The 26474-nt window shown below is 57.8% G+C and carries 23 protein-coding genes; 10 read left to right on the forward strand and 13 right to left on the reverse strand.

Annotated elements, in window-relative coordinates; genetic code table 11:
• Position 1: 1 nt before the first annotated feature.
• From ACXPVS_RS11565 to ACXPVS_RS11575, 3 genes are all read right to left on the reverse strand, one after another.
• Positions 2–1132 carry a LuxE/PaaK family acyltransferase gene (locus tag ACXPVS_RS11565; RefSeq protein ID WP_458510040.1) on the reverse strand — a complete coding sequence of 377 codons (1131 nt, stop codon included), beginning with the start codon at positions 1130–1132 and terminating at the stop codon, positions 2–4.
• Between the two features lie 21 nt (positions 1133–1153).
• Positions 1154–2395 carry an MFS transporter gene (locus ACXPVS_RS11570; protein ID WP_458510041.1) on the reverse strand — a complete coding sequence of 414 codons (1242 nt, stop codon included), beginning with the start codon at positions 2393–2395 and terminating at the stop codon, positions 1154–1156.
• A gap of 251 nt (positions 2396–2646) precedes the next feature.
• Complete coding sequence (locus ACXPVS_RS11575; protein ID WP_458510042.1) at positions 2647–2775, reverse strand: hypothetical protein; 129 nt, start codon at positions 2773–2775, stop codon at positions 2647–2649.
• A gap of 150 nt (positions 2776–2925) precedes the next feature.
• Here ACXPVS_RS11575 and ACXPVS_RS11580 point away from each other — a divergent pair, with 150 nt between their 5' ends.
• Positions 2926–3114 carry a hypothetical protein gene (locus ACXPVS_RS11580; RefSeq protein WP_458510043.1) on the forward strand — a complete coding sequence of 63 codons (189 nt, stop codon included), beginning with the start codon at positions 2926–2928 and terminating at the stop codon, positions 3112–3114.
• A 19-nt stretch (positions 3115–3133) separates the two neighbouring features.
• On the opposite strand, the gene ACXPVS_RS11585 is transcribed toward ACXPVS_RS11580, so the two are convergent.
• A complete protein-coding gene (locus ACXPVS_RS11585; protein ID WP_458510044.1) occupies positions 3134–3505 on the reverse strand; it encodes a fe2+ zn2+ uptake regulation protein in 372 nt (123 codons plus the stop codon).
• A gap of 244 nt (positions 3506–3749) precedes the next feature.
• On the opposite strand from ACXPVS_RS11585, the gene pvdQ reads away from it, so the two are divergent.
• A complete protein-coding gene (gene pvdQ / locus ACXPVS_RS11590) occupies positions 3750–6095 on the forward strand; it encodes a bifunctional acylase PvdQ (protein WP_458510045.1) in 2346 nt (781 codons plus the stop codon).
• Between the two features lie 55 nt (positions 6096–6150).
• Here the strand turns inward: pvdQ and ACXPVS_RS11595 are convergent, their stop codons facing one another.
• Entirely contained in the window at positions 6151–7152 is a 1002-nt protein-coding gene (locus ACXPVS_RS11595) for a FecR family protein (RefSeq protein ID WP_458510046.1), read from the reverse strand.
• A 98-nt stretch (positions 7153–7250) separates the two neighbouring features.
• Positions 7251–12074 (reverse strand): dermonecrotic toxin domain-containing protein, encoded by a 4824-nt coding sequence (locus ACXPVS_RS11600; RefSeq protein WP_458510047.1) that lies wholly within the window; start codon positions 12072–12074, stop codon positions 7251–7253.
• A gap of 231 nt (positions 12075–12305) precedes the next feature.
• Between ACXPVS_RS11600 and ACXPVS_RS11605 the strand changes: the two genes are divergently transcribed.
• Positions 12306–13346 carry an Ldh family oxidoreductase gene (locus ACXPVS_RS11605; protein WP_458510048.1) on the forward strand — a complete coding sequence of 347 codons (1041 nt, stop codon included), beginning with the start codon at positions 12306–12308 and terminating at the stop codon, positions 13344–13346.
• An 80-nt stretch (positions 13347–13426) separates the two neighbouring features.
• On the opposite strand, the gene ACXPVS_RS11610 is transcribed toward ACXPVS_RS11605, so the two are convergent.
• Positions 13427–13744 carry a DUF883 family protein gene (locus ACXPVS_RS11610; RefSeq protein WP_458510049.1) on the reverse strand — a complete coding sequence of 106 codons (318 nt, stop codon included), beginning with the start codon at positions 13742–13744 and terminating at the stop codon, positions 13427–13429.
• Between the two features lie 165 nt (positions 13745–13909).
• Between ACXPVS_RS11610 and ACXPVS_RS11615 the strand changes: the two genes are divergently transcribed.
• Complete coding sequence (locus ACXPVS_RS11615) at positions 13910–14161, forward strand: hypothetical protein (RefSeq protein ID WP_008155229.1); 252 nt, start codon at positions 13910–13912, stop codon at positions 14159–14161.
• Here the strand turns inward: ACXPVS_RS11615 and ACXPVS_RS11620 are convergent.
• The gene (locus ACXPVS_RS11620) at positions 14136–14921 is read right to left on the reverse strand and encodes a LysR family transcriptional regulator (protein ID WP_458510050.1); all 786 of its coding nucleotides are present in this window, start codon (positions 14919–14921) and stop codon (positions 14136–14138) included. The two genes, ACXPVS_RS11615 and ACXPVS_RS11620, sit on opposite strands and share 26 nt — an antisense overlap.
• A gap of 85 nt (positions 14922–15006) precedes the next feature.
• Here ACXPVS_RS11620 and ACXPVS_RS11625 point away from each other — a divergent pair, with 85 nt between their 5' ends.
• A complete protein-coding gene (locus ACXPVS_RS11625) occupies positions 15007–15930 on the forward strand; it encodes a carbon-nitrogen hydrolase family protein (RefSeq protein ID WP_458510051.1) in 924 nt (307 codons plus the stop codon).
• A 49-nt stretch (positions 15931–15979) separates the two neighbouring features.
• Here ACXPVS_RS11625 and ACXPVS_RS11630 read toward each other — a convergent pair whose 3' ends face one another.
• From ACXPVS_RS11630 to ACXPVS_RS11640, 3 genes are all read right to left on the reverse strand, one after another.
• Complete coding sequence (locus ACXPVS_RS11630) at positions 15980–16453, reverse strand: LEA type 2 family protein (RefSeq protein ID WP_458510052.1); 474 nt, start codon at positions 16451–16453, stop codon at positions 15980–15982.
• A gap of 57 nt (positions 16454–16510) precedes the next feature.
• Positions 16511–17983: a nucleobase:cation symporter-2 family protein gene (locus ACXPVS_RS11635; RefSeq protein WP_458510053.1), complete on the reverse strand. Its 1473-nt coding sequence runs from the start codon at positions 17981–17983 to the stop codon at positions 16511–16513.
• A gap of 121 nt (positions 17984–18104) precedes the next feature.
• Positions 18105–18998, reverse strand: a complete 894-nt coding sequence (locus ACXPVS_RS11640) for a LysR family transcriptional regulator (protein WP_458510054.1) — start codon at positions 18996–18998, stop codon at positions 18105–18107.
• Between the two features lie 102 nt (positions 18999–19100).
• On the opposite strand from ACXPVS_RS11640, the gene ACXPVS_RS11645 reads away from it, so the two are divergent.
• From ACXPVS_RS11645 to ACXPVS_RS11665, 5 genes are all read left to right on the forward strand, one after another.
• Positions 19101–20192 (forward strand): polyamine ABC transporter substrate-binding protein, encoded by a 1092-nt coding sequence (locus ACXPVS_RS11645; protein ID WP_458510055.1) that lies wholly within the window; start codon positions 19101–19103, stop codon positions 20190–20192.
• Between the two features lie 13 nt (positions 20193–20205).
• Positions 20206–21165: an agmatinase gene (speB, locus tag ACXPVS_RS11650; protein ID WP_458510056.1), complete on the forward strand. Its 960-nt coding sequence runs from the start codon at positions 20206–20208 to the stop codon at positions 21163–21165.
• 281 nt (positions 21166–21446) lie between these two features.
• Positions 21447–22565, forward strand: a complete 1119-nt coding sequence (zapE, locus tag ACXPVS_RS11655) for a cell division protein ZapE (RefSeq protein WP_458510057.1) — start codon at positions 21447–21449, stop codon at positions 22563–22565.
• A 16-nt stretch (positions 22566–22581) separates the two neighbouring features.
• Positions 22582–23163, forward strand: coding sequence for a DinB family protein (locus ACXPVS_RS11660; RefSeq protein ID WP_458510058.1), 582 nt, complete (start codon positions 22582–22584; stop codon positions 23161–23163).
• A 113-nt stretch (positions 23164–23276) separates the two neighbouring features.
• A complete protein-coding gene (locus ACXPVS_RS11665) occupies positions 23277–23768 on the forward strand; it encodes a GNAT family N-acetyltransferase (protein WP_458510059.1) in 492 nt (163 codons plus the stop codon).
• A gap of 48 nt (positions 23769–23816) precedes the next feature.
• Here the strand turns inward: ACXPVS_RS11665 and ACXPVS_RS11670 are convergent, their stop codons facing one another.
• Together ACXPVS_RS11670 and ACXPVS_RS11675 are read right to left on the reverse strand one after the other, a co-directional pair.
• Positions 23817–24020 carry a hypothetical protein gene (locus tag ACXPVS_RS11670; RefSeq protein ID WP_458510060.1) on the reverse strand — a complete coding sequence of 68 codons (204 nt, stop codon included), beginning with the start codon at positions 24018–24020 and terminating at the stop codon, positions 23817–23819.
• Positions 24021–24116: 96 nt separating this feature from the next.
• Positions 24117–26354 (reverse strand): TonB-dependent siderophore receptor, encoded by a 2238-nt coding sequence (locus ACXPVS_RS11675; RefSeq protein ID WP_458510061.1) that lies wholly within the window; start codon positions 26352–26354, stop codon positions 24117–24119.
• Between the last annotated feature and the right edge of the window lie 120 nt (positions 26355–26474).

Genomic DNA, 26474 nt, shown 5'->3' on the forward strand with positions numbered 1-26474 from the left:
ATCAAACGCCTCCGAGCAGTTCTGAGGCCGCCATGGCGCAGCTGCGGCTGGCGGTGGTGCCAGCGCGTCCGTGCAACTCGAACCAATCGGTCGTCAGGCCGCATCCGCAATACGCGCCGGGATGTAATGTCGCCAGATCGCCCATGACCACCGCATGAGCAGGGCTTGAGGAAATGTACGGGGAGACGAATTCCAGCAAGCCGCGTTGGCCGTATGGCTGGACGGTGAAATCGGATGGGTTGCGCACGAAAACCTTCGAGTAAATGGGGGCATGAAAATGATGGTGGGCACATTGGATATAGGGCACGGCATGCTCGACGGCACCGTAGCCATCCCGACATCGGGACAGGTCGATACCCAATTGCCGGTTGATTCGCACATACAGCTCAAGCAGGGGAATCTCTTGTGCTACCTGGGTTTTCCAGCCGCCACCCAGAAACACCAATGACTGGGCGGGCAGCTTGAGATTCGGTGCGCAGGTGTTTTCCAAGTGCTGTAGCACGTGGGAAAGAAACGCAGGAAATCCGATAATCCGAACGGGTAAGCCTTCGTCGGCAAACTCCTGCAAGGCGCGAATAACACCAAACAGGTCGAATTCGTGACCTTTACTGGTCAGGCGCAATCCGTAGACGACCCGATTGACGGGCGCGTAGCTGCAGAGAAACTGGTCGGTAAAAGCGGTGCCCAAGGTGATGGCAGCCTCGGGCTCGTAGCTCAGGAGCAAATAATTGCAGGGGCTTTGCGGAGTATCCCAGCCGTAGTGCCGGAAAATGCGGCTCACCATGCCTTGAGCCGCTGCCATGCTGCGAGGGTCATAGCGCATGTGACTCTTCTGGCCGCTGGTGCCGGATGAAGTCAACTCCAGCGCGCCTTCGCCGGTGGGGCTCAACAACAAGTGACGTTTGAAATAGTGGGCGAAAATCGGTGGCAACCTGGACCAGTCATCCAGTGTCTCCAGGTCCTGCGCATCGAGCCCGTTGGCGTTTAGCCAGCGTTCGTAGCCAAGCGTGTGGTGACAATGAAACAGGCTGATTTCCCCCATCGCCTGGTCGAACAGACCCTCGGGTACGGAATCCAGGCAATAGGGTTGCGTTAACGCGCAGAGCGCATCGGTGTGGGGTAAATGGATCATCAGAAGACCTACTGTGTGGTGTCAGACGGCAAGCGCGATGTGAGAGCGCCGCAGAAACTGGCGTAGGGGCGCCAGGCTCAGAAGCCCCGCGATACCCGCCATCAAAGCGAAGGATTCGTGGCTGTCACCGGCACCGGCGGCGGCAATAAGCGAGCCGCCGCCGCCCATGACGGCGATCGAGATCATGCCGATCATGGCCCAGACCAGACCTTTGCTGTCGTCGCTGGCGAACAGCGCAAGCCGGTACAGCGCGGCATTGCTCATGCCAAGCCCAACAGCGTAAAGCGCCAGGCAGCTGATCAACACGACTGTCGAAGCACCGTAGAAGCTGACGGCGACTAGCGTGATCAGCCCGCCGCAAAACGGCCAAAGCGCGTATCGAATCAGTGATTGCAGTTCAATGTTGGCAATCAGTCGGTTGAGGATCAGATTGCCAAGAATGACTGCCGCGAACACCGGGATTTGCCACAAGCCATAGTGCAGAGTTGAAAGCCCCTGGTTGTGGATCAGCAAGAGCGGCGCCAACCCGATCCAGGCAATCAAGGGCAGGCTCATCACGCCCAGCGCGACGGCGGCGCAAAGGAATTGCGGGTTAGTCAGCAACGCGACATAGCGGCGCACGGTGCCGTGCCATTCAAAGCGTACGGCTTCCAGTCGCTGACCGTCGTGGCGCAGGGTGCCCACGGTTTCTGGCATGTACAGGTAAAGCCCAAGCCAGACCATCACGCCGCCGATTCCCAGCAATAAAAACAATTCCCGCCAGGACAACCACTCCAGCAGCAGGCTGCCGAGTAACGGCCCCAGAAGCGGGGAGAGCAGTGCAACGTTCCCTAACAAGGCCATGATTTTGACCGCGTAGGCTTCACAGAAAACTTCTTGCAGGGCCGGGTAGCTGACCGCGATGACAAACCCCAACCCCATGCCCTGAATCAGTCGCAAACCGTTGAACGCATAAATGCTGTGCACGTTGAACGCTGCGGCACAGGCCAGGGCGAATACCGCACAGCCGATGAGCAACATCCGGCGACGACCGAAATGATCGGACAGCGGGCCAATCAGCCATTGCACAAGCATGCCGCCGGCCAGATAAAGATTGAAGGCGTAGGGGACATGGTCTGGGCTGGCATCCAGTTGTCGGGTGACGGTCAACATAGCGGGCATCATCATGTCGCTGGCCATATAGGTCAGCAGTTCAAAAAAAGTTATTGCCAGGCAAAAGCCAAACAAATGGTGGGGGCTGATATTGATTAAAGGCTTGTGCATGGCATCCCTGTTCGTGCTCGTAGTTTAATAACGGGTTTGTTGCGATGCGCCGAGACTAATCATTGAGTATGCATAGCTCCAATGAACTATTGAGACTCAAGGTTTCAGTTATTGTCGCTATGTTTCGATATTCGATGGGTAGTAAAAGGTGAATAGGCACGTACGAAAAAATGCCCGCGACCGGGCGGGCATTTATTTATCAGTTATCGGGTGGGGTCGTTAGCTTACGAATAAAGGTTTAACTATTCCCGTTATCGGTGTTGGTAATAACCACCCGGCCCGCCACGGTCGTAATGGTGGCCGCCGTGGGGGAAAACGATGCAGCCGCTCAGGGTCAGGAGAGCGAGCAGGGGAATCAGCAGTGTGATTCGACGGTACATATCAACATCCTCATGGGGCAATAAAGCCAAATCTTTTGATCGGCTGTAACATGAGACCCCGTTTGTAGCGCCCCCTCCCCAGAGAACGGTTGAGGCTTGGCATGCATTTGGATACAAACCGGATACATTTTTCAGGTTCAGGAACTCGTAATGACTCAGTCGCAACGTTTGAAATACTCGATTCTGATCTCCCTCTTGGTGTTGGGGATCATGTTTGGCCTTTCGTATCTGCAAAACGCAGGCGTCATCAGCGAGAAGCTGTTTCAGTACATCGCCATCGGCGTGGCGGTGATTGTGGTGGTGATCAATGGCGTGATGCGCCGCAAGGTCAAACCCTGAACGACGCACCTTGAGCGGATCACTCGCGATGGAGCATGGCTGCAGCGTGCGGATGCAGGCTGTAGCTTTTGTCCGCATTGAACATGATCACGCCTTCGCTGCACAAGCGTTTCAACACTTCCCGCACACTGAGAAAGGACAGGGGAATGTCCAGGTCCAGCAAGTGGCTGTGCACGCCGCGCACGCCAAGGCTACGGTCGCTTTCAGCGGCAGTCAGCAAGGCGTCGATGACTTTTAGGCGGATCAGACTGGTTCGCAGACCAAAGCTTTTGAGCAGCAGCCTGATCCGCTCGTTGCCATTGCGCTCGCCCCGTTGACCGAAAACACCGGAGCCCATGGCAGAGCCATTTGGCGCATTGCTACCGTCCGTTGGCAGTTGCGAGTTGTACATGCAAAAACTCCTTATCCGAGCCGGCCAGGAAATGTGATGGGTGCTCTCAATCAATAGGACGTATGAGCAGGGCAAATAATGAAGCCTCAAATGTAGAAATTTTGTCGCCGTCACGTCAGCGGCCTGTGAGGTGTCCGTGAAAAGCGCCTTTCAGGGTCTAAATTTTTGTCATTTATTTCGTTTCCAGGGAAGGGCGCAGTGCGTGTATGACGCAGGGCGTTTGTCTTTTCGATCAGGAGCGAGCGTGATTATATCCAGGCAGTTAACCCGGTTGAGCCTTGCGGGCGTGTTGGTAGGCTTGAGTCTAGCGGCAAACGCACGCAGTCAGCCGCAGCAGGCGAGCGCCGACATTCGCCGGACCAGTTTCGGCGTGCCGCATATTCGTGCCGACAACGAGCGCGGGCTCGGCTATGGCATTGGTTACGCCTACGCTCAGGACAACCTATGCCTGCTGGCCAATGAGATCACCACCGTGAACGGTGAACGTTCACGCTATTTCGGCCCGGATCAGTTCACGCTCGAAGAACGCGAAAACCTGGTCAGCGATCTGTTTTTCAATTGGCTGAACACGCCACAGGCCGTGGAGGATTTCTGGCAGGCGCAAACCCCGGCAGTGCGCGATCTCATCGAAGGGTATGTGTCGGGCTATAACCGTTCGCTGACAGAGCGTCGAGCGCAGGGTTTGCCACAGCAGTGCCAGGGCGACTGGGTGCGCGAGATAACCGCCCAGGACCTGGTCAAGTTGACACGGCGTCTGCTGGTCGAAGGCGGAGTAGGGCAGTTTGCAGAAGCGCTGGCCGGCGCCACGCCACCCAAGGCCGTTACTCATGCGGCAGGCGACCCCGTGTCGTTCCAGGTGGCGGCCTCGCGCATGCAGCGTTTTGCCCTGGATCGCGGCAGCAATGCCGTGGCAATCGGCAGTGAGCGTTCTTTCAACGGCCGCGGAATGTTGCTGGCCAATCCGCATTTTCCTTGGGTCGGTGGGATGCGTTTCTATCAAATGCACCTGACTATTCCCGGAAAACTGGACGTCATGGGTGCGGCGCTGCCGGGGTTGCCGATGATCAACATCGGTTTCAACCAGCACTTGGCGTGGACCCACACCGTGGACTCATCCAAGCATTTCACCTTGTATCGCCTGCAGCTCGATCCCAAGGATTCGACCCGTTATCTGCTCGACGGCCAGTCATTGCCGATGAAGAAACAGACCCTGACCGTGAATGTGAAACAACCGGATGGCCAAACCAGACCGGTTTCTCATGTGGTCTACAGTTCGCAGTTCGGTCCGATCGTGCAATGGCCCGGAAAGCTCGACTGGGATAACCAGTTCGCTTACAGCTTGCGCGACGCCAATCTGGATAACGACCGGGTCTTGCAACAGTGGTATGCAATGAACCGAGCGGTCAGCCTCAAGGACTTGCAGGCCTCGGTGCACAAGATCCAGGGGATCCCGTGGGTCAACACCCTGGCGACGGATGATCAGGGGCAGACGCTGTACATGAATCTTTCGGTCGTGCCGAACGTCAGTGCCGACAAACTGGCCAGGTGCAGTGATCCGCGGGCCGGGTTGCAGATGATCATCCTCGACGGTTCCAACAGTGCTTGTGCGTGGGACATCGACCCGACAGCTGCACAAAAAGGCATTTTTGCGGCAGACAAGTTACCGCAGCTGCTGCGCAAGGATTTTGTGCAGCACTCCAACGATTCGGCCTGGATGGCTAACCCGGCGCAACCGCTCACCGGCTTTTCGCCCCTGATCAGCCAGGATGGCCAGCCATTGGGGCTGCGCTCGCGTTTTGCGCTGGATCGCCTGAGCGCGTTGAACAAGGCCGGCCCGATAGCAGCCACGGATCTGCAACACATGGTGATGGACGACCAGGTGTATCAGGTGGCACAAGTGATGCCGGACCTGCTGTTGTTCTGTGCGGCGGCACTGGGTACCGATGCGCCAGCGCTCGCGCCGCTGTGTGCCAGTCTCAAGACCTGGGATCGCCGTGCGAATCTGGACAGTGGTCTGGGGTTTGTGCATTTCCAGAATGTCATGGCGTCGCTACAGGAAACGCCTGATCTGTGGCGTGTGGCGTTCGATCCGAAAGACCCGCAACACACGCCGCATGGCCTGGCGATCGATCGCCCGGAAGTCGCAAAGGCGGTTCGCAAAGCGATGCAGGCATCGATAGCGAAGATCAACCAGATGGGGCTCAAGGCCGATAGCCGTTGGGGTGATATCCAGGTGGTCAGCAGCGGGGGCCAGCAGACGCCGATTCACGGTGGACCTGGCACTCTTGGTGTTTATAACGCTATTCAGAGCGTGCCGAGAACCGACGGTAAACTCGAGGTCGTCAGCGGCACCAGCTATTTGCAGGTGGTGACCTTCGATGACAAGGGACCGCAGGCCCAGGGGCTGCTGGCATTCTCGCTATCCAGTGACCCTGCCTCCAAGTACTCCAGAGATCAGACCGTGGCATTTTCCAGGAAGCAGTTGAGTGTGTTGCCGTTCAGCGAACAGCAGATCAGGTCAGATCCGCAGTACCAGGTTCAGACGATCCGCGAGCCGGATGAAAAGGCCAGGAAAGTCGCCGTACAGTAACGTTGATGGTGTTTGAACGAAGAATGAAGGGCGTACCTTGCAAAGGTCGCGGCCTTCATTTTTTTGGCGTTTGTTGCGGAATGGAGTTGAGGACCGGATTGCCATCTTTGTTGCGGGTCAGGTAGACCGGCAATACCTTGGGCAGGGACGCCACCAGCTTGTTGAGCTCTTTGATGTTGTAAATGCCGCCGATGCGAATCGAGCCAGTGCTGTGGTCGGCCACCATCACCGGTTTGCTCAAGTAGCGATTGATCAGTGGCAATGCGTCGGTCAGCGCCAGATCATCGAGCACCAGTTTTCCGCTGCGCCAGGCCAGTGAGTTGTCATGGTCGTACGTCTGACTGATCCGGGGAGTGAAGTCGCCGCGTCTATAGCTAGCCTGCATCGCTGGCTCGAGGCGCAAACCGTCCCCCGTAACGGCGTCATTACTGCTCACAAGCACCGAACCTTCTATCAGGTTCACGCGTACCTGATCTTCATACATCCAGACGTTGAATTTGGTTCCGGTGACCCGAATCCTGCCTTCGGCCGCTTTGACAATGAAGGGGTGCCGAGTGTCATGGCTGATGCTGAAGAAGGCTTCGCCTTTTTTCAACGTGACCCGACGCTGGTCTTTGTAATTGCTGAACGTCAGCTCACTGCCCAGGTTCAGTTCCACCTGACTGCCATCATTCAGGGTGACGTGGCGGACATTGTCGTTGGCTTCGAAATGTTGGTAGGAATTGGGTAGCCAGCCCAGATTCCAGCCACTATAGGCCGCCAGCGGCAACGCCATGGCGCAAACCGCGGCGGCGATACCCAAGCTGCGCCAAGGCGTAGCAGGTTTGGCGCGGACCCTCGGGATCACGGTTTCTGGACGTGGCAGGTCCCCCGCGACATCCCAGATCTGCAGCATGGCCTCGTACTCGAACGCGTGTAGCGGATGAGCGTCATGCCATTGCTCGAACGCCAGCTGCTCTTCAGCAGTGCAGTCGATGGCGTGCAGACGCATACACCAATGCGCAGCGGCATCGGTGACAGCGTCGTATTCGGCTTGCGAGAGAGCGTTGTCGGTCATTGACTCATCCTGATTTCCTGCATTCTAACCTTGTGAGGAAGTCTGCGAGAACAACCGTCATGGCAATTCCCCATCAAATGGGCGTTTATTTTTCTGATTCACGGGGTGCTGGTGTGCAGTTGGCGCCCCAGGTGAGTGATCAGCCAGGTCATGCTGTCGGCGTTAGCAAGTTGCACCGCCAGCCTGATCAGTGAGTCTTTTTTGAAGGCAGTGCGGGCACCGCTCAGGTTGTCCTCGCCGGTCAAGGTCAAGATGTGTTTCTTTATCCCGTCCGTATTTTCATCAGACGTATTACCCAGGTCCTCCCATTCACCGTCATCAGGGTTCTGGACTTTGAACAGTTGTGTATAAGGCGTCTTGATTGACAGTGCGCTGCCCTGAAGATCGCTTAAGGCAGTCTTGAGATCAGTGGCGACAGCACTGGCCGCTCCTATCAGGTCGACGAACGGTCTGCCGGAATCGAGATAAGAAATGTCTTCGGTGTTGCAAGCAATGTGCGAAACCTCGTGGATCAGGGTGGCCGCCCGGGCATGAGTGTTGATGGGGAAGGCGGTGTCGGACAGGTGTTCACGGTAGAAGTCTAAATGGGGAAAGAAGAATTTCTCTGTCAGGTAAATTTTCCGATTTAAGTCCTTTGGGAGGGTGAACCCGTAGGTGTTTTCCTGGTGATTGAGGAGCGTGCCGATCACAAAACGCTTGGTGTTCGGCTTTCTGAGTGAAGGGTCCAACAGGGCCGCAAAAATGTCGCCCAAGGCTTTTTCGAGCGTCTTCACATGTGCGTCCGAGACTGTCGGCACATCGATAAAATCCATGATGAGTTGGTGCACGGGCGTGACCGTGTCGTCAGAAGTCTTGAGCAGTTGCAGGTTTCGGAAGCTGTTCCATGCATAGGTGGTTGCCAGATCCAGCGCCTCGTCAATCTGACGAGCCTTTCGCGGAAAAAACTGACGGATCTTGGGCATTCCATGTGCTTCGATATTCATGCTTTCCCAAACCGTTATCGCGTTTTGCACCCGGTTGATAAGGCTGAAGCGGGGCGCCGGTGTTCCCCTGTCCAGAACCCATTGCTTCGATTCGTTCAGACGTAGATAAGGGCCATGGTTTTTTGTATCGCCGATACGCCAGCGAGTGCCGTGCTTTTCGACGGGATAGACTTTGCCTTCAACCGGCCCGTAATGTTTTTTTGACGACGGGTGAGCGTAGAGCCCAAGCGTGGGGTCGTGTGTCAGCGAACTCAGATCGACGTCAACACGCTCATGACGCTTCAACTGCGTGCGCTGGGGTGCGGTGACGTCGATGTCCTGCCATTTGAGTCGAGTGCCGGGCGTTTCTGGCGCGGGCGCGCGGGTCATCGCAGGCTCTTTCACGGGACCTGCCATCGATTGCCGCAACGAGGCCAGTTGTGCAATGCCGCTGATAAATTCCTTTATCGCCGCTCCCCATTTGTGCAGTTGAAGGTCCTCGGCGGACTGCTTGATGTCTTGGTAACTGCGCCACACCGTGATCGGATAGGCAAGCTTGCCCGTCAAGAACGTAAATGCCTCACGTAAATCTTCACCCAGCACATGCTTGATAGTGGCCCAATCAATCTGCTTGTTGTCATCGGCCTGACAACCGAGCAATCGGGTTAATAGCTCGACGTTGTCGTTGAACAAGTGTTTAAACAGATTCCCTTTGATCGGATTGGACGCCAGCGTCACCTCGGCGAGACGGTTACTGGAGGTCGCCATCCTCAGTTCAAGCAGTATTCGATCAGGCTGCGGGAGGTTCATGAGCGCCCAATCGAGTAGACCGCCGCGGGTCTTCAGTTCAGTCAGCAGTTGTGTTTCATTCTTGTATTCTTTTACCCCGTGCCGAGGACTGTGAGGCGCGAGAAGAACCTGTGGTGCTGCGTTATCGGCCGATGAGCCGATCAGATAGACACCGGGTACTTTAATCGTTTGCCCGCTCTTGATACCCAGGAGTTCAAGTGGGCGGATGATCCCGTGAGCACCGTCGACTGCCACGCGGGCGATAGCATCAGGCATGTCCATGACTTGACGTATCAGATCAAAGCCCGTTTCGCTCAGGCGTTCCTGCAGTTTTTCCGTATGAGCGTAGTGCATCAGTTGCCAGGGCAATTGCATGTAAAACCGCTTCCTGCGGTCCGCTGCATTCGCCTGGGTGTCAGCAAAGGCTTCGTTCAATGTTTTTTGTTGATGTTCACCCAGCTTCAAGTTTCGTATCAGGTCTCTGATGTAGCGTTGGTCCATGTCCTCGGGAATCTCGTTGGTATCAAGCGACACTATTTTGAAATGGGTTTTATCCAGATCCTTGAAATGGGCCAGTGCAAAGTCGGTCAGGGTTTGAGTGCTGGCCGAAGACCTCGAACGTCTGTCGATCTGTATCTGGACATTGTCCGGATCGATGTCAAAGGTGTCAGCCTTGAGTTGTTTTTCAAGCTCATGGTGCGCCGTGCGCGCCAGGGAGCGTATGCCGGTGAGGTAGTCCTGGTCGTCGGTGACGTTGTTGAGGTATTGCTGAAGCAACTCCCCATGCAGTATCTGGTCTTGAATGGACGCCTTGGCCAGCCATGTCGGCAGTTTTTGCTGGGTCGTCAGGGATTGGGCAATGTCCGTCGCACGGTCTAACCCCGTCATCGGTTGACGCAGTGCCACCAGCTTCAGAAGACTGACCAGGTTCGTCTCGGGAAGCTTTGTGGCCAGCGCACGGGTGACGCACACCTCGTCCAGTTGGACATAGGGTCTTTGCACGTGGTCGAGAAAATGCTCATCTATTCGCTGCAGTGGCACCAGAGCGTAAACCTGACCAGGCAACCGCTCGCTACGTCCAAGGTTCTCCAGAAGGGTGGTGCGAGCACCGTCGTCCTTGAGGCGCCGTCCCAGTTCCGTCAGCAACGGTACCAGTGCCTTGTAGGGTTCAAATCCAAACGCAGGCGTCCACAAAATCGCCTTGCCCGAATGCAACGGGTCCTGGCCTCCTCGTTCAGTCAGCACAAAACAACTGGCCAGTTTCAACGGGGCCGCCGCGTCGCCTGCCTTCAGCATCAAGGAAAATACGTCCGGCAAAAAACCGTTCAATGCAGCTCGCTGTAAGCGTGCCGGGGTATCGAGTACGGTTTTGATGATCGCCTGTTCAGTCGCACCCAGGGTGCGCATAACGGTGTGCAGCTTCAATTCACTGCGCAACGCCGTTGACAGAGTGTGAGTGAAACTCGATTGCAGGCTCCCGAGTGATGAATTGACGACACGCTGCACCTCGGCAATTGTGCGGGTTGCTGCAGGAATGACCGGGCGGTTTTCGAGGAGTTGGTCGAGCGCCACCTTAACGGAGGACAGCCGGGGCAGTTGCTCTTTGGCCGACTCGGCACGAACGGTCGCCGGTTGCGCGGTCCAGCGCTGGTCGGCGTGTGTGCTCCAGCGTCCTTCGGCATCGGCCGCCAGCAGTCGATCGTCGATCAGTCCCCGGACATCCAGTGCGTTGTCGAGTAAGGCATGGGGGTCCTGCGAGCCTTCGCTTCCACGGTAACGGCTCAGCGCATGGGACAGGTTCTCCCGTTGCTTGCCAAGGATGTCGTCCATCAACTGTTCAAACACTGGGCCGATGATCGGTTCACCGACAATGACACGCTCAGCGGGCTCTAATGAAAGAAGTAAGCCGCGTTCGTCCAAAGACATGAAGTTGAGTAGCGTGTCTTCATGCCCTTCGCTTTTCATCATTCTCAGGACGATGTCCCTGACCGCGGGCAGGTCGCTCGTTGCCTCGATGCCTCTGGACTGTGTGTACAGAAAGCCCAGGGTTTCGCGGCTGCCGATCATCAACGTCGAGGCCAGCTCCGCGCATTGCTTGAAGGGCGCGGTGAAACGCACTTTTTCGATGCGAAGAGGATCGACGGTTTCAGGTTCGAGGCTGACCTTCATCAGTCGCAGGTATTCCTGTGTCGTTAAAATGCCTTGCTGACGCTCGAGAAAAAGTTTCACGTGAAAGGTGTCGCGCAAACCCTCGGCAAAAAACTCCGAACGTGGCTGCCCGTTGATCATGGGGGTGTTCCAGAACGTCTTGAGCTGGCTCTGCAAGTGAGGGGTAAAGCTTTGCGCGATCTCTTTGACTGCGCTTTCCCAGGCCTGGTTATCGACGTTGCTGCTCACACGGTGTTCGGGATTGGAAAAAACTCTGGAATCGCCAGTCGGCCACTGGTTGGTCAGGTAGTAATGCAGCAGGGCATCGCTCAGTGAGTGCGAGGAAAGCATTTGCTGGTGATCTGCGCCGAAGGCTGAAGTCGTCGTGACAAAGCTCTTCAGTCGAGTAAGGCGTTGATCCAGTTTGGGGAACGGTTTGTACAACGCGTTGTTGAGTGTTTCGTCCAGCATCGATTGCAGCGTCGGCAGCTTGAGCAACTCGCCCATCATCGTTCTGATGTTCTGAGCCTGATTGCGTTCGAGGGTGAGCTCCTGGGTCTGGAACACCGCACCTGAGATGGCTTGCGTGGCAATGTCTGGCGTAGTGGCAGCGGATAAAGCGCTGCGTTGTTCGATGGAGAGAAAACGCAGCAGCTCACGGTTGCCGGTGGCCTGCGCCAACCATTCCCCGATTTTGCTTTTGAGGCTCTTCAAGTCCGCGAATTTGATCAGGCCTTTCCACGGTGTGTAGAGCGTGACTTCTCCATCGTTGGGCCGGCTCATGGCAAAAGCGCCAGCCAGGGGGATGCCAGGCGCATCAGGTACGCTTAAAAGCAACTGATCGACGTGCATGGGCGCGTTATTGTTATTGGCCGTACGGGCTGTTTGGGTCGGCAGATAAACAACCTTCAACCACTTCAGGTCATCAAGCGTGAAGGTCAGTGCCTTTTCGCGATCACCGGGCTGCCTGGCTTTGGAGGCGCGTTCTGCCTCGTCGAAAAAATACGGTAATGGACGAGTCATGGTTTTTTCTCGATGTGCTGCGATCGGGGAGCAATCGCAGGCCGTTAGGTTGAGAAAAAACAGTACGGACATTGGACGGGGCGGGTGCGGTACATATTGCTTGAGCTGAACAGGCTGTCGAGACTTGACAGGACGCTGGTAGAACAGCGCTTAATCGCCAACTGTTTAGGGTTGTCCTGCAACCTTGTTTCACCCTGTTGCCCGTACTCAATAATAAAACTGGAGCTTCAGATGACCGCAACGCCCGAAGTGGCCGTCAGTTCGAACACTCAAACGCTCGATTTCGACGCGCTCGTTCTTTTGCTTGAGCAGATTTTTCAGCGCCATGGCACCTCCGCCGATGTCGCCAGGACACTGGCCCTCAACTGCGCCGGCGCAGAACGCGATGGCGCCCATAGCCATGGTGTGTTCCGTATTCCCGGTTATGTGTCGACGCTCCAGAGCGGCTGGGTCAATGGTCAGGCCGTGCCGGTGGTCGAGGACGTGGCTTCGGGCTTTGTCCGGGTCGACGCCGGCAATGGTTTCGCCCAACCGGCCCTCGCGGCAGCACGCGCACTGTTGGTGGAAAAAGCCCGCAGTGCCGGCATAGCGGTGCTGGCGATTCGTAATTCTCACCATTTCGCCGCCTTGTGGCCGGATGTCGAGCCCTTCGCCTATGAAGGGCTGGTGGCGCTGAGCGTGGTCAATAGCATGACGTGCGTGGTGCCGCACGGTGCCGATCGCCCGCTGTTCGGAACCAACCCGATTGCTTTCGCCGCCCCTCGGGGCGACAGTGATCCGATTGTCTTTGACCTGGCGACCAGCGCCATTGCCCATGGCGATGTGCAGATCGCCGCGCGCAAGGGCGAGCGTTTGCCGCCAGGCATGGGGGTGGACAGCCTCGGCCAGCCGACCCAGGACCCGAAAGCGATTCTTGAGGGCGGCGCGTTGCTACCGTTTGGCGGACATAAAGGTTCGGCGCTGTCGATGATGGTCGAACTGTTGGCCGCGGCGTTGACTGGCGGCAATTTTTCCTTCGAGTTCGATTGGTCTAACCATCCCGGAGCCAAGACGCCGTGGACGGGTCAACTGTTGATCGTGATCGACCCGAGCAAGACGGCCGGGCAGAATTTTGCCGAGCGCAGCCAGGAACTGGTCCGGCAGATGCACGGGGTAGGGCTCAAGCGTTTGCCGGGTGATCGACGTCACCAACAGCGGGCCAAGGCCAACACCGAGGGTATCCCGCTCGACGCACAGACGTTGGCGAGTTTGCGGGAAATGGCCGGGCTCTGAGGTCTGCATAAAACCCGGGCATGAAAAAGGCGAGCTCAATGCTCGCCTTTTTGCCCTGTACTGATTAAAAACGGGACCGCTTAACGCCGACCCAACAACAACCCGACTACCAGGCCGAAACCGGCAGAGATCGCCACGGTCTGCCACGGATGACCGCCGATGTAGGTTTCAGTGGCTTCGACCGCAGGTTGGGTCCGGTCACGAACGCGGGTGACGGAGTCCCGAGCCTGCTGAAGTTTCTGGGCGATCTGCCCACGAAGTGTGTCCGCGTCCTCTCCGACGAGTGAAGCACTGCTTTTGAGCAGCTTTTCTGACTCGTCGATCAGGGCCTGAAGTTCGCTGAAGGCTTGATCCTTGATCTGGTCTTCGGCGACTTGTGCGGCGGTTTTTCGGGCCATTGAGGTACTCCTTGCAGATAAATGGACAGTGAACAGTGGAGTCTGACGTCAGCGAAAAAGTTGCAGTGGATTGGCGCCTTGACCCAACCCTGAGGAAAAATCCTGAGTCGGACATTTCTTCCCACAGTGTAAGATGTCGCCTATTTTACGCAGCAGGTAACCCCCATGAGCTTCAATCTGGCCGACAAACCCCTTGCCGAGCGCGCTGCGCTTGAAGATGAGAAATCCCGTCTGTTCGATCTCTGGCAAAGCAACCTGGGCAAGTCCAAGGGCGAAGCCGCGCGATTGTTCGGTGAACGCGCCAAGCGCAAAGGCAAATGGGCGGAGTGGGTCCGTGCCGAACTTGACGGCATGTCGCCCCCGGAATTCGCGAACATGGTGCGCAGCGAAGTCAATCGCCTGATGGCTGCCAAGTAGTGCTCGCAAAACTCGCGACAATCGCTTCCCGTACTTTCAGCACCACCGGATCGAGCTGCGCACTGGTACGCCAGCCCAGTTCGATCGGATAACGCGGCAACGCCAAAGGGCAGGGCAGCAGTGCCAGTCCGCTGAGCGCCGCAATGCTCCGAGCCGCGTGGGCCGGAATGGTCGCCACGGCGTGACTGCCCTTGAGCAAGTGCGGCAATGCCGCAAAATGTGTGGTCGAAGCGCATACCCGCCGAGTCAACCCCAGCACCTGACGGCTGAGCAAGCGCTCGGCAAACCCACCCGCGGTGATCGCCAGATCGATGCTGCGCTCCATCAACGCTCGCGCGACGATCTGACTGTGGGTCTGACGAAAGATCAGCCGCAGCTTCGGCGCGACGCGGGCGATTTCTTCGATCAGCCGGCGCCCATAAGCGATTTCGAAATCATCGGACATACCCACGGTCACCGAGCGGCCGTCGTAATGGTGGGCGGCCGGATCGACCATCGCCAGGCTCTGCCGGCATTTGTTCAGGGCATCGCTGACCACCGGTTTCAACTGGTTGGCCTTGAGTGTGGGCGCGAGTCCACGGCCGGTGCGCACGAACAACTGATCGCCATACACCTCGCGAAGCCTTCGCAATGCCGCGCTGACCGCCGATTGGGTCACGCCCAGACGCAACGCGGCCCGGCTGGCGCTGGACTCTTCATGCAGCGCTTCGAAGACTTTCAGCAGGTTGAGATCGACGGTGGCGATATTCATTCGGTTCATATCATTCAGCAGCAAACGGGGCTTTATTCATGATCCCGTGGCGCCTGAGAATGAGCAACACCTCATTGCTTTCGGAGTCACTGCGATGCCCAAGTCAATTGTTGCTGCACTGCAAATCGGCTCTTTGCCCGGCGGCACAGCCGAGACCCTGGAACAGATTCTTGCCTGGCAAAGCACGATTATCGAATCCGGCGCTGCGCTGGTGGTCATGCCGGAAGCGTTGCTCGGCGGTTACCCCAAAGGCGAATGCTTTGGTACTCAATTGGGTTATCGACTGCCGGAAGGGCGTGAAGCCTTTGCCCGGTATTTCGCCAATGCGATCGACGTGCCCGGCGCGGAAACCGAAGCGTTGGCCGGGCTGTCAGCGCGCACCGGCGCCAACCTGGTGATCGGCGTCATCGAACGCGCCGGCAGCACGTTGTACTGCACCGCGTTGTATTTCGATCCGCAGGCCGGGCTGGTCGCCAAGCACCGCAAACTGATGCCCACCGGTACGGAACGGTTGATCTGGGGTAAAGGTGATGGCTCGACGTTGCCGGTGATCGACAGTCAGGTCGGGCGGGTCGGCGCGGTGGTGTGTTGGGAAAACATGATGCCGCTGCTGCGCACCGCGATGTACGCCAAAGGCGTGGAGGTCTGGTGCGCGCCAACGGTGGATGAGCGGGATATGTGGCAGGTCAGCATGCGCCATATCGCTCATGAAGGACGCTGTTTTGTGGTCAGCGCCTGCCAGGTTCAGGGCTCACCGCACGCATTGGGCGTGGAGATCGCCAACTGGCCATCGGACCGGCCATTAATTGCCGGTGGCAGCGTGATCGTCGGACCGATGGGCGATATTCTGGCAGGACCGCTGCGTGACAGCGCCGGTTTGCTCACCGCAGAAATCGACACCGATGACTTAGTCCGCGCCCGATACGACTACGACGTGGTAGGGCATTACGCGCGCCCGGACGTATTTGAGTTGACGGTGGATGAGCGGGCCAAGCCTGGCGTGCGTTTCATCGCATGACCCTATGGGCGCGAGCAAGCTCGCGCCCACCTTGTTTTTCAGCGCTGCTTCACCAGGTGCCGGTCGTCGACGTTGGCAGGCTGAGTTTGCCACTGTCCACGAAACGCATCGTGCCGAACAAGCCGCCCGCGAGTTTGCCGCGCAGGACGTAGGGCAGGTTGTCGAGTGTTTGGGTTTTACTCAGGCCCAGCGTCTGACGCAGTACAGCGAACGCCGAAACGCTGACCGGCACCGTCAGCACTGTTTCGGAAAAACGTGCAATCGAACCCGATTGATCGCTGACGCCGGAGGCAAGTGGCTGGCCGTTGACTTCCAGGTCCAGGGCGACGCCGTTGTAACTGATGGTGGTCTCGTTAGGATTTTGCACGCGTATTTTCACGGCAAAGCGTACTTCCATGTCCTGGCTTTGCAACGGTTCGATGCCGACAACATTGATGTTCAGCGGGTCGCTATTGGGAAACAGGGCGCAGGCGCTCAGCGAGAGCAAAAGAAGGCAAAGAATAACGGCGTGGATACTGCGCATGAACGTGCTCTCTTAAAGAAAAGGCCGAACCGCCAGTGGCTCGGCCTCGAGCATTTTCTAGCGGTTCAAGGGTGCGACAGCGGCAGGCGAGACGGGTTCACCCTTGGTCAGGATATCCGGATTGTCCATGACTCGAAGGATCGAGGCTTGCGGGTCGAAATCGTCTTCTTCCAGTTCAATGAACTCTTCGGGCAGGAAGATATTTAGCACGATAGCGCACAACGCGCCGACGGTGATCGGCGATTCGAAAATGTTGTGCAGCGCCTTCGGCAACTCGCGCAGCACTTCTGGAACCGCCGCGACACCCAGGCCCATGCCGAGGGAAATCGATACCACCAGCATGTTACGCCGGTGCAGGCCTGCTTCGGCGAGGATCTTGATCCCGGCGACGGCGACGGTGCCGAACATCACCAGTTCAGCGCCACCGAGTACCGGTTTGGGCATCAGTTGCAGCACCGCGCCGATCATCGGGAACAACCCCAGCAGCACCAACAAACCGGCAATGAAGAACGCCACGTAGCGGCTGGCCACGCCGGTGAGCTGAATCACGCCGTTGTTCTGGGCGAAGGTCACCATCGGCATGCTGTTGAACACGGCGGCCATGGCGGAGTTCAGGCCGTCGGCGAGAAGGCCGGACCTGATTCGGCGGATGTAGATTGGGCCTTTGACGGGCTGCCGGGAAATCATCGAGTTGGCCGTCAAGTCACCGGCGGCTTCCAGCGGCGACACGAGGAAAATCACCGCCACTGGCACAAAGGCTACCCAATCGAAGTTAAAGCCGTACTTGAACGGCACCGGTACGCTCATCAGCGGTACGTCGGGCAGGCTGGCGAAGTTGACGTCACCCATCAGCCAGGCCACGACATAGCCGAGGGTCAGGCCGATGACGATTGCACCGAGGCGCAGGAATGGCACATCGACCCGGTTCAACACCACAATCGTTCCGAGCACCAATGCCGCCAGGGCCAGATGACTGGCCGCGCCGAGGTCCGCCGCACCGAAGCCGCCGGCGATGTCGGTCATGGCGACTTTGATCAGCGACAGGCCCATCAGCGTGATGATCGTGCCGGTCACCACTGGGGTGATCAGCATCCGCAATTTGCCGATGAACTGGCTCAACACCACTTCGATGAAGGCGGCGAAAAAGCACACACCGAAGATCGTCGACAGGATCTCATCGGTGCCGCCACCCCGGGCCTTGACCATGAAACCGGCACTGAGAATTACGCTGATGAATGAGAAGCTGGTGCCTTGCAGGCACAGCAGGCCGGAACCGATCGGGCCGAAACGTCGAGCCTGAACAAACGTGCCCAACCCCGAGACGAACAGCGCCATGCTGATCAGGTATGGCACTTCGCTTTGCAGACCGAGGGCGCCGCCCATAATCAGGGTCGGAGTGATGATACCGACGAAACTGGCGAGTACGTGTTGCAGGGCGGCGAAAACAGTGGCGGTCAGATGCGGGCGGTCGTCGAGGCCGTAAATCAGGTCGTTATTGCGCGCGGCAGGGGCTTTTTCAGAGGCGGTCATGGTGGTGTGCATGCCAGAAGGCGGGCCGGGTCAAAAAATGGAGGCGCAGGATGCCAGAAAGACTATTTTGTGGCGAGCGATGAGCCCGATACTTGCCCAATCCCTGTTGGAGTGTGGGTACTCAGGCGAACGCCGCCAACAAATCTACTTCAAAGGCTTTTTGCGCATCCCCCGGTATTTGGGCGCGATGGCGGGCCAAATGGAATGCCACGTCGAAACTCATATCGGCACCGCGCACGGTCCGCAGTAATCCCTTGTCTTCCCAGATACGGGCAAAGTGATTGGGTAGATAACCGACGTGCTTGCCGGAAAGAATGAAGGCGAGGGTGCCTTCGACTTGCTCCGAGCGCGCCGAACACATCGTCCCCTGGAAGGGCTCGTCGCTGCGCAGGAAACGGTAAGGGTGATCGACCCGATCGCAAGCCTGTAGCGCTTGATCGTCAGGCGCATCATTGCTGAACAACGGATGGCCGGCGGCGCAATACAAGTGCTGGGTTTCGGTAAACAGTTCGCGGTAGTCAAAAGCACTTTGCACTTGTGAGAAATAACCGATCGCCAGGTCCAGTCGTTGTTGCAGCAGCAACCGTTCCATTTCACCGGGCATGGCGCTGATCAACTCGATACGTACCGATTCGTCCCGTTCACGAAAGCGGCGGATGGCATCGGCCACCTGTTGCAACACGGATTGATCGAGCGCTTCGGACAGCCCCAGACGAACTTCGCCGATCAGGCGCCCGGCCACACCATTGGATTGATGGCGGAAGGCTTCGATGGACTCGAACAGGCTGCGAGTCGCAATCAGCAGTTGCTCGCCCTTGGGCGTGATCTTGAAACCACCCTTGCCGCGACTGCACAGGCGATAGCCGAGTCGGGTTTCCAGTTTGGCCATTTGCTGGCTGATGCTCGACTGGCTCAAGCCCAGCTCCCCCTGAGCCGCGCTGAAACCGCCGCACTCCACCACGTTGACGAACAGGCGTAGCAGTTGCAGATCAAGATCGTGGAGTTGGCCGAGCATAAAACATTACTCTGGGATAAAGTCAGGATAACTAACTTGGTATTTTACCAATGTATCCGACGACACATTCTGCATCCACTTTATCTGGTCAGGTGTTTCGTCATGACTCTCACGTTCAAGCGGTGTTTACCCGCGTTGCTCCTCGCGATGGCCACATCGGCTCAGGCTGAGGAAAAAGCCCTCAATCTCTACAGTTGGGCCGGTTACGTCGCGCCTGAAACGTTGCAGCGGTTCGAGCAGGAAACCGGAATTCACGTGCGTTACGACACGTTCGATTCCTCCGAGGTGCTCGAAACCAAACTGCTCACCGGTGGCAGCGGTTATGACGTGGTTGTGCCGTCGTCCAGTGTTCTGGCCCGTGGGCTGGCGGCAGGTGCATTGAAAGAGATTCCCCACGAAGGGCTCAAGGGTTATGCCAACCTCGACCCGGATTTGTTGGGGAAACTCGCCGCCGTCGACCCCGGCAACCGTTATGGCGTGCCTTACACCTGGGGCACTCTGGGCTTGGGGATGAATGTCGAAGCGGTGAAACAGCGCTTGCCAAATGTGCCGCTCAATAGCCTCGATTTGCTGTTTAAACCTGAGTACGCCAGCAAACTGAAAGATTGCGGCATCGCCATTCTCGATTCGCCCCAGGAAGTAATCGGCCTGGCGCTGCATTACCTGGGTAAAAATCCTTACAGCACCGACAAGGCTGATCTGTCAGCCGCCGAGGCGCTGTTACATCAGTTACAACCTAATGTGTTGTACGTCGCGACCGGTCGGCAGATCAGCGATCTGGCCAACGGGAGCGTGTGCCTGGCGTTGACCTACAACGGCGACGCCAGCTTGGCGGCCGATCAGGCGCGCAACGCCAATAAACCGTTCGAAGTGGCGTACCGGATTCCGAAAGAGGGCACGCTGGTCTGGCAGGACAACCTGGCGATCCCCAAGGACGCGCCTCATCCCGAAGCCGCACGCCAGTTCATTGAATTCATGTTGCGTCCGGAGTCCGTCGCGGCGCTGACCAACACCTTGTTCTTTGCCACCGCCAACCAGGCCGCCACGCTGCTGGTGGATGAGGCCGTGCGCACCGACCCGGACATTTACCCTCCCGCCGACGTGCGTGACCGGCTGTACGCCGACCGCAGCATGAGCCTCAAGGACATGCGTCAACGCACTCGCTTGTGGACCACATTCCGTAGCCGCCAATAATAAGGAACCTGAGATGGACGTCCCGATGCAAAACGATCAGGCCATGACCCGCGACAGCCTCTATGGCACCTCTGCCGAAAGTACCTACGCCGGTATCACCAGTTTCATGCGCCGACGCTACAGTCGCGACTTGCGCGGCGTCGACGTAGCGGTCAGCGGTGTCCCGTTCGACACCGCCACCAGCAACCGCCCCGGTGCGCGTTTCGGACCCCGAGGCATACGTGCCGCGTCCACCGGGATTGCCTGGGAACGCCATTGGCCGTGGGCCTTCGACCCGTTCGACCATCTGGCGGTCATCGACTACGGTGATTGCGACTTCGATTACGGTACACCGCAGTCGGTGCCGGAAAGCATCGAAGCCCATGCCGAACACATTCTCAACGCCGGTAGCGCGATGCTGACGTTCGGCGGGGATCACTTCATCACGTATCCACTGCTCAAAGCCCATGCGCGTAAACATGGTCCGTTATCGTTGATCCACTTCGACGCCCACAGCGACACCTGGCCGGACGAAGACGGCAAGCGTGTCGATCACGGCACCATGTTCTGGCACGCGGCCAAGGAAGGTTTGGTGGATCCGTCGCGATCGGTGCAGATCGGGTTGCGCACCACCAATGACGATCACCTGGGTTTTCAAGTGCTGGATGCGCGGCAAGTGCATCGACGGGGTGTTGATGCGATTGTCGAGGCCATACGGGCGCGGGTCGGTGATAACCCGGTGTACCTGACGTTCGACATTGACTGCCTTGATCCGGCCTTCGCTCCAGGGACCGGAACGCCGGTGTGCGGTGGCCTGAGCACGGTGCAGGCGCTGGAAATCCTGGGTGGCTTGCGCGGGATTAATCTGGTGGGAATGGACGTGGTGGAAGTGGCGCCGGCCTACGACAGTGCGGACATTACCTCACTGGCAGCGGCGACGTTGGCGATGGAAATGCTGTGCCTCTATGCAGCGAAGCATAAGGTCGACCGGTAACGCACACACAAAATGTAGGAGATTCTATGTTGCAGGGGAACCCTGCAGCCTTAAATCAGGTTGTATTCGCTCTGGTCTGTGGCCAGTGAGGAATTCGCCAGCCAGCGGCGACCATAACGTAGCGGCCGGGACCGAGGCTTCGGCCAGCAGATCGGCCCGCGCGATGCGCCACGATGTTGGTAATGTTCGCCGCCAAGGCGCTTTTCCTTGCGCGAGAGAAAGGCCGGCCACCGGCCTGATGGCTGCTCTCTCTAACCAGACCGCATGGCATACTGCCGCGCATGAATGTCGACTCCCCCCTATACGCCTGGCAGCACGCCATCGAACAGAAGGGCTTCGTCCAGGACGAAGCCCAGGAACATGCCGTGTGGGCGCTGCAAAAATGCTATGAGGCGCTGCATGAAGGGCGTACACCGATCACTGGCGTGTACCTCTGGGGCCCGGTCGGGCGCGGCAAAACCTGGTTGATGGACCAGTTTTACCAAAGTCTGAAGGTCCCGGCCCGCCGCCAACACTTTCACCACTTTATGGGCTGGGTGCATCAGCGTTCGTTTCAACTGACCGGCACCGCCGACCCGTTGAAGGCGCTGGCTCGCGAACTGAGCGAGCAAGTGCGAGTCCTGTGCTTTGACGAACTGTTCGTCAACGACATCGGCGACGCGATCATTCTCGGGCGTTTGTTTCAGGTGATGTTCGAGCAGGGCGTGGTGGTGGTCTGCACTTCCAATCAGCCACCGGATCAGCTGTATGCCGATGGCTTCAATCGCGACCGGTTCGTGCCCGCCATCGAAGCCATCAAGAAACATATGCAGGTGATTGCGGTGGACGGCGGCGAAGATCATCGCCTGCATCCAGGCAAAGGTTTGCAACGTTACTGGGTGGCGGCACCGGGGCAGCGCAGCGCTCTGGATGAAGTGTTCAAGGCATTGACCGTCGGCCAGTCGGTGTCCAGTGACCCGATCAAGGTCGGCTACCGCTCACTCAATGTCGTGCAGGTCAGTCAATCCGTACTCTGGACTCGTTACGCCGATCTCTGCGAACAGCCTTTTGCCGCCATGGATTTCATCGCCCTGTGCGACACCTTCAGCGCTATTCTGTTGAGTGACGTGCCCAACCTCAGCGCACAAAAGCGCGAAGGGCGCATCGCCCGAGGCACTGAAGACGGCGTCGAGCAGGTGGCGGCGGGCGATCGCGAGTTGCCACAATTGTCGGTGCATGACGACGGTGTTCGGCGTTTCATCGCCCTGGTGGACGAGTGTTACGACCGCAAGGTGCCGCTGTGCCTCGAAGCGCAGGTGCCCATGGAATCGTTGTACACCGAGGGTTATCTGGCGTTTCCGTTCCGCCGTACCCTCAGCCGTTTGCAGGAAATGCAGCTGCAACGTTTCGCCGACGCTTGAATAAGGAACCGCGAACATGAATCAGCCTTTGTCGCACCATTTGCTGACCATGGCCTATCAAAACGCCTGGGCCAATCATCGACTCGCCAAGGCCTGGAGCCAATTGAGCTCGGCCGATCTGGCGGCACCGCGGGTCAGCTTCTTTCCAAGTCTGTGCGCCACCCTCAATCACATCCTGACCTGTGACTGGTTTTACCTGGATGCGCTGGAGCGGGAGTTGCGTGGCGATGACCCGCATCCCGAATGCTCTGTGTTTTTCAATCAGGACGAGCCGTGTACGCACGCAGTAGACCTCAAACGCGAACAAGCGCTGGTGGACCTTCGACTGATCGCCTATTGCGAGCAAATGCGCGATGCAGACCTCGGCAAAGTCGTGACCATCGCCCGGGACACGCCGCAACATGACAGCCGCTTGCGCCTGCTGTCCCACCTGTTCGCGCACCAGATTCATCATCGCGGGCAGGTTCACGCCATGCTCAGCGCCACTTCGGTCAAACCACCGCCACTGGACGAGTTTTTCTGTGCCGGTGAGTCAAGCTTGAGGGCTGAGGATTATGCCGAACTGGGGTGGACCGAGGCGCTGATCTGGGGCGCTTGAGCGAAAAATTACAGCAGGATCGGGTTGTCGACACGCCTATGCCCGCGATATTGTCAGTCGGCCTTTCAGTGCCAGTTGCGCTGGGGCAACTTAATGTGTGAACGAGGGTGGAAATGGAATCCGCAGAAATTCTTGTACTTCAGGCCAGCTATACCAATCCGCTGCATGCCGAGGCTATTGGACGGGTGCTGAATGCTTACGCCGAAGACCCGATGGGTGGCGGCCACTCGTTGCCCGCTGACTTGTTGGAGCAACTGCCGGCGGAACTGGCCAAGCGTCCCCACGCGTTCAGCGTTCTGGCCTTTGTCGGTGGCGAGCCGGCCGGGTTGGTCAATTGCTTTGAGGGTTTCTCGACCTTCGCCTGTCGGCCGTTGGTCAATGTCCACGATGTGTCGGTGGTGCCGAAGTTTCGCGGCTTGGGGTTGAGTCAGAAGATGCTGCAAAAGGTCGAGGACATTGCCCGCCAGCGCGGCTGCTGCAAAATCACGCTGGAGGTGCTGGAAGGTAATGCAGTCGCCCAGGCGTCCTATGGCAAGTTCGGTTTTGCCGCAGGTATGTTCGACCCGGCGCACGGTCGGATGTTGTTTTGGACCAAGGCGCTTTAAGGTATTGCGAGCAAAGAAAAAGGGCGTCCGTCTGGACGCCCTTTGTCGTTACCGTTTGTAGTGCTCTGTCACTTGCGCGGTTTGATCATCCGCAACCTTGATTTCAGCGGTGCTGGCGTTACTTTGATTCACCTCTTGGCTCAACCGCAGGTTCTCAAAGTAATACCGCATGCGTTCAGCGCCACCTTCGGCAAATGCCGCTGTTGAACTGAACATCATCAGGCCGGCGAGGATTATGGTTGTACATTTCATGGTGTGCCCCATTACGAGTTGTCGGGTCCTTTCATCCATGAAGCAATGTCGAAGGGACATTATCCGCCGATTCCGTTAAATGGGAATTACCTGAGCCTAGAGCTTCCAGTCCAGACTCAGGGTCACCGTGCGTGGGTCACCCCAAAACACCCCGTTATAGAACCCGACGTTGTCGTAATACTTCTTGTCGAACAGGTTATCGACGTTCAGCGAAGCGGACAGGTGCTTGTCGAACTCATAACGCGACATCAGTTTGACCACGGTGTAGGCCTCCTGTCGGATCTTCGCGCTTTCGGTGATCAGCTCACCATCGACGTTGCGCCCAATCGGGCGTTTGGAGTTGCCAAAGACGTCGCTCTGCCAATTCACGGCGCCACCGACGGTCAGTGCCTGCCAGTCGCCGGGCAGGCGATAGGCCGTGGAGAGCCGGAACATATTCAGCGGCTGGTGGGTATTGGCGCGTTTCTTCTCGCCGTTGGCCGAGTGGGTGTAGGTGTAACCGGCCGTCATGTTCCAGCCGGCCATGACTTCGCCAGAGACCTCGGCTTCGAAACCCTGAACCTTGTTGCCTTTGCCGCCTGACTTGAAGAACGTCTCACCGGTCGCCGGGTCCGGTGGCACCGAATCGTCGCGTTCGGCTACGTTGTCCTGTTTGCTCCAGAACAGCGCGGTGGCGAGGTTCAGGCGTTCTTCAAGCAGGCTGCCCTTAAGCCCCAGTTCATAGTTGCTGCCCACCACGGGCTCGAGGTATTTGCGATTGCTGTCGCGATTGGACTGCGGATTGAAAATGTCGGTATAGCTGACGTACACGGTGTATTCGGGCGTGAGGTCGTAAAGCAGGCCGGCGTAAGGCGTCCAGATGTCGTTGTGTTGCTGGCGGGTAGCATCGACGCTGCTTAGTTGCAGGTTGTCGTCGTAGCTGTTGGTCGTGCTCGACGCTTCCCAACCGCCATAACGACTGCCGAGCACCGCGTGCAGGTCATCCGTCAAACTTAAGCGAGTGGCCAGATAGCCTGCCTTCTGGCGGGTACTGTCTTTTGAACCTGAAAGGTGGGTGACGGTGTCGGGATACTTGGCGATGCCGCCCATGTACTTCCAGTCGGGAATGTTCAAGGAACCCGACGGCCGCGCGCCCTCAATCAGGTAGGGGCTTTCTTCGATGCGTTCGGCTTCACCATACCCGAACATCAATTCGTGTTCCCGACCGAACAGCGAGTAGGGACCCGCCACGTTAAAGTCGTACGCGTTCATTTTCTGCGTCCCGAGCATGTGCCCCAGGTAGGCGCTCATGCCACTGCGGTCCTCATTCGGGAAGCCGCCACCGCCGTAATACAGCTTGCCGTCTGTATCGCTTTCGCGGTGGGTGTAGGCCGCTTTGAAGTGCCAGCCGGCGCCCAGTTGTTGGTCCAGAGTGGCGAACGCTGTCTTGTCCTTAAGCGGCCAGGAACTCCAGGACGTGGCCATGTTGGTGGAACGTCCCAGGTTCGCTTTGCCTGCCTCAGAGTTCCAATAGGGCGTGGTGCCATAAGAGGAGCCCTGCACGTGTTTGTTCTGATAGTCATAACCCACGGCCAACACGGTGTCATCGGTCAAATCGGCCTCAAGAATCCCGTAGCCGACTTCCCGTTGTTGCTGATATTTGTCCCGAAACGAATGGCTGTCGCGATAGGCCAGCACGCTGCGTCCGCGCAGACGTCCGTCGAAAGCCAGCGGGCCTGCGACATCCAGATAACTGTAGTAGTCGTCATAACTGCCACCGCTGGCACCTGTTTGGACTTCCCACTGCGACGTCGGCCGTTTGCGCACCATGTTGATGGTGGCCGAAGGGTCGCCCGCGCCCGTGGTCAGGCCGGTCGCGCCACGAACCACTTCAATGCGGTCGTAGATGATGGTGTCCGAGTCGGACTTCATGTAGCTGAAGGTGTTCAGCATGCCATCGACCTGGAAATTTCTGATCGTGTAACCCCGGGACGAATAACTGACCCGGTCCGAATCGTTGTGCTGAACGACCACGCCGGTGGTCTGGCTCATGGCTTCGGACAGCGTACCGAGTTTGAAATCGTCCATTTGCTGGCGCGTGACCACGGATACCGATTGCGGCGTTTCCTTGATCGACAGGTTCAGGCGAGTGGCCGTGTTCATGGCGCCCGTGGTGTACGACTGGGTGTTTTCGGTGGTGCTGCCCAAACCTTGGGCGGTCACATTGGTGGTGCCCAGTTCGAGGGTGCGGCGGGAGTCTTGATCAGGGCCGGTTTCAGCCAGCAAGTCGGGGCACAAGGCGGCACTGCACAGGCCCAGGGTAAAGGTCATGGAACGGGTGATAGGCGCGAACATCGCAGCCGACTCCTTGTCTTCGAGGGAAAATTTCCGTTTGTTCAAAGACGAAGAAGGAAGGAGGGATTTAGTGACTAACGAGAATAATTGTTATTTGTAAATATTTCGAACAGTGCAATT

It is taken from the genome of Pseudomonas sp. Ma2-10 (assembly GCF_054330215.1).

Coding starts and splice junctions, on each gene's coding strand:
- ACXPVS_RS11580 (WP_458510043.1), top strand. CDS start 2,926: ATGACTCAGTCGCAACGTTTGAAATACTCGATTCTGATCTCCCTCTTG.
- ACXPVS_RS11605 (WP_458510048.1), top strand. CDS start 12,306: ATGACCGCAACGCCCGAAGTGGCCGTCAGTTCGAACACTCAAACGCTC.
- ACXPVS_RS11665 (WP_458510059.1), top strand. CDS start 23,277: ATGGAATCCGCAGAAATTCTTGTACTTCAGGCCAGCTATACCAATCCG.
- ACXPVS_RS11595 (WP_458510046.1), bottom strand. CDS start 7,152: ATGACCGACAACGCTCTCTCGCAAGCCGAATACGACGCTGTCACCGAT.
- ACXPVS_RS11630 (WP_458510052.1), bottom strand. CDS start 16,453: ATGCGCAGTATCCACGCCGTTATTCTTTGCCTTCTTTTGCTCTCGCTG.
- zapE (WP_458510057.1), top strand. CDS start 21,447: ATGAATGTCGACTCCCCCCTATACGCCTGGCAGCACGCCATCGAACAG.
- ACXPVS_RS11640 (WP_458510054.1), bottom strand. CDS start 18,998: ATGCTCGGCCAACTCCACGATCTTGATCTGCAACTGCTACGCCTGTTC.
- ACXPVS_RS11565 (WP_458510040.1), bottom strand. CDS start 1,132: ATGATCCATTTACCCCACACCGATGCGCTCTGCGCGTTAACGCAACCC.
- ACXPVS_RS11600 (WP_458510047.1), bottom strand. CDS start 12,074: ATGACTCGTCCATTACCGTATTTTTTCGACGAGGCAGAACGCGCCTCC.
- ACXPVS_RS11625 (WP_458510051.1), top strand. CDS start 15,007: ATGCCCAAGTCAATTGTTGCTGCACTGCAAATCGGCTCTTTGCCCGGC.
- ACXPVS_RS11585 (WP_458510044.1), bottom strand. CDS start 3,505: ATGTACAACTCGCAACTGCCAACGGACGGTAGCAATGCGCCAAATGGC.
- ACXPVS_RS11575 (WP_458510042.1), bottom strand. CDS start 2,775: ATGTACCGTCGAATCACACTGCTGATTCCCCTGCTCGCTCTCCTGACC.
- ACXPVS_RS11615 (WP_008155229.1), top strand. CDS start 13,910: ATGAGCTTCAATCTGGCCGACAAACCCCTTGCCGAGCGCGCTGCGCTT.
- ACXPVS_RS11675 (WP_458510061.1), bottom strand. CDS start 26,354: ATGTTCGCGCCTATCACCCGTTCCATGACCTTTACCCTGGGCCTGTGC.
- ACXPVS_RS11635 (WP_458510053.1), bottom strand. CDS start 17,983: ATGACCGCCTCTGAAAAAGCCCCTGCCGCGCGCAATAACGACCTGATT.
- ACXPVS_RS11620 (WP_458510050.1), bottom strand. CDS start 14,921: ATGAACCGAATGAATATCGCCACCGTCGATCTCAACCTGCTGAAAGTC.
- ACXPVS_RS11670 (WP_458510060.1), bottom strand. CDS start 24,020: ATGAAATGTACAACCATAATCCTCGCCGGCCTGATGATGTTCAGTTCA.
- ACXPVS_RS11660 (WP_458510058.1), top strand. CDS start 22,582: ATGAATCAGCCTTTGTCGCACCATTTGCTGACCATGGCCTATCAAAAC.
- ACXPVS_RS11610 (WP_458510049.1), bottom strand. CDS start 13,744: ATGGCCCGAAAAACCGCCGCACAAGTCGCCGAAGACCAGATCAAGGAT.
- ACXPVS_RS11570 (WP_458510041.1), bottom strand. CDS start 2,395: ATGCACAAGCCTTTAATCAATATCAGCCCCCACCATTTGTTTGGCTTT.
- ACXPVS_RS11645 (WP_458510055.1), top strand. CDS start 19,101: ATGACTCTCACGTTCAAGCGGTGTTTACCCGCGTTGCTCCTCGCGATG.
- speB (WP_458510056.1), top strand. CDS start 20,206: ATGGACGTCCCGATGCAAAACGATCAGGCCATGACCCGCGACAGCCTC.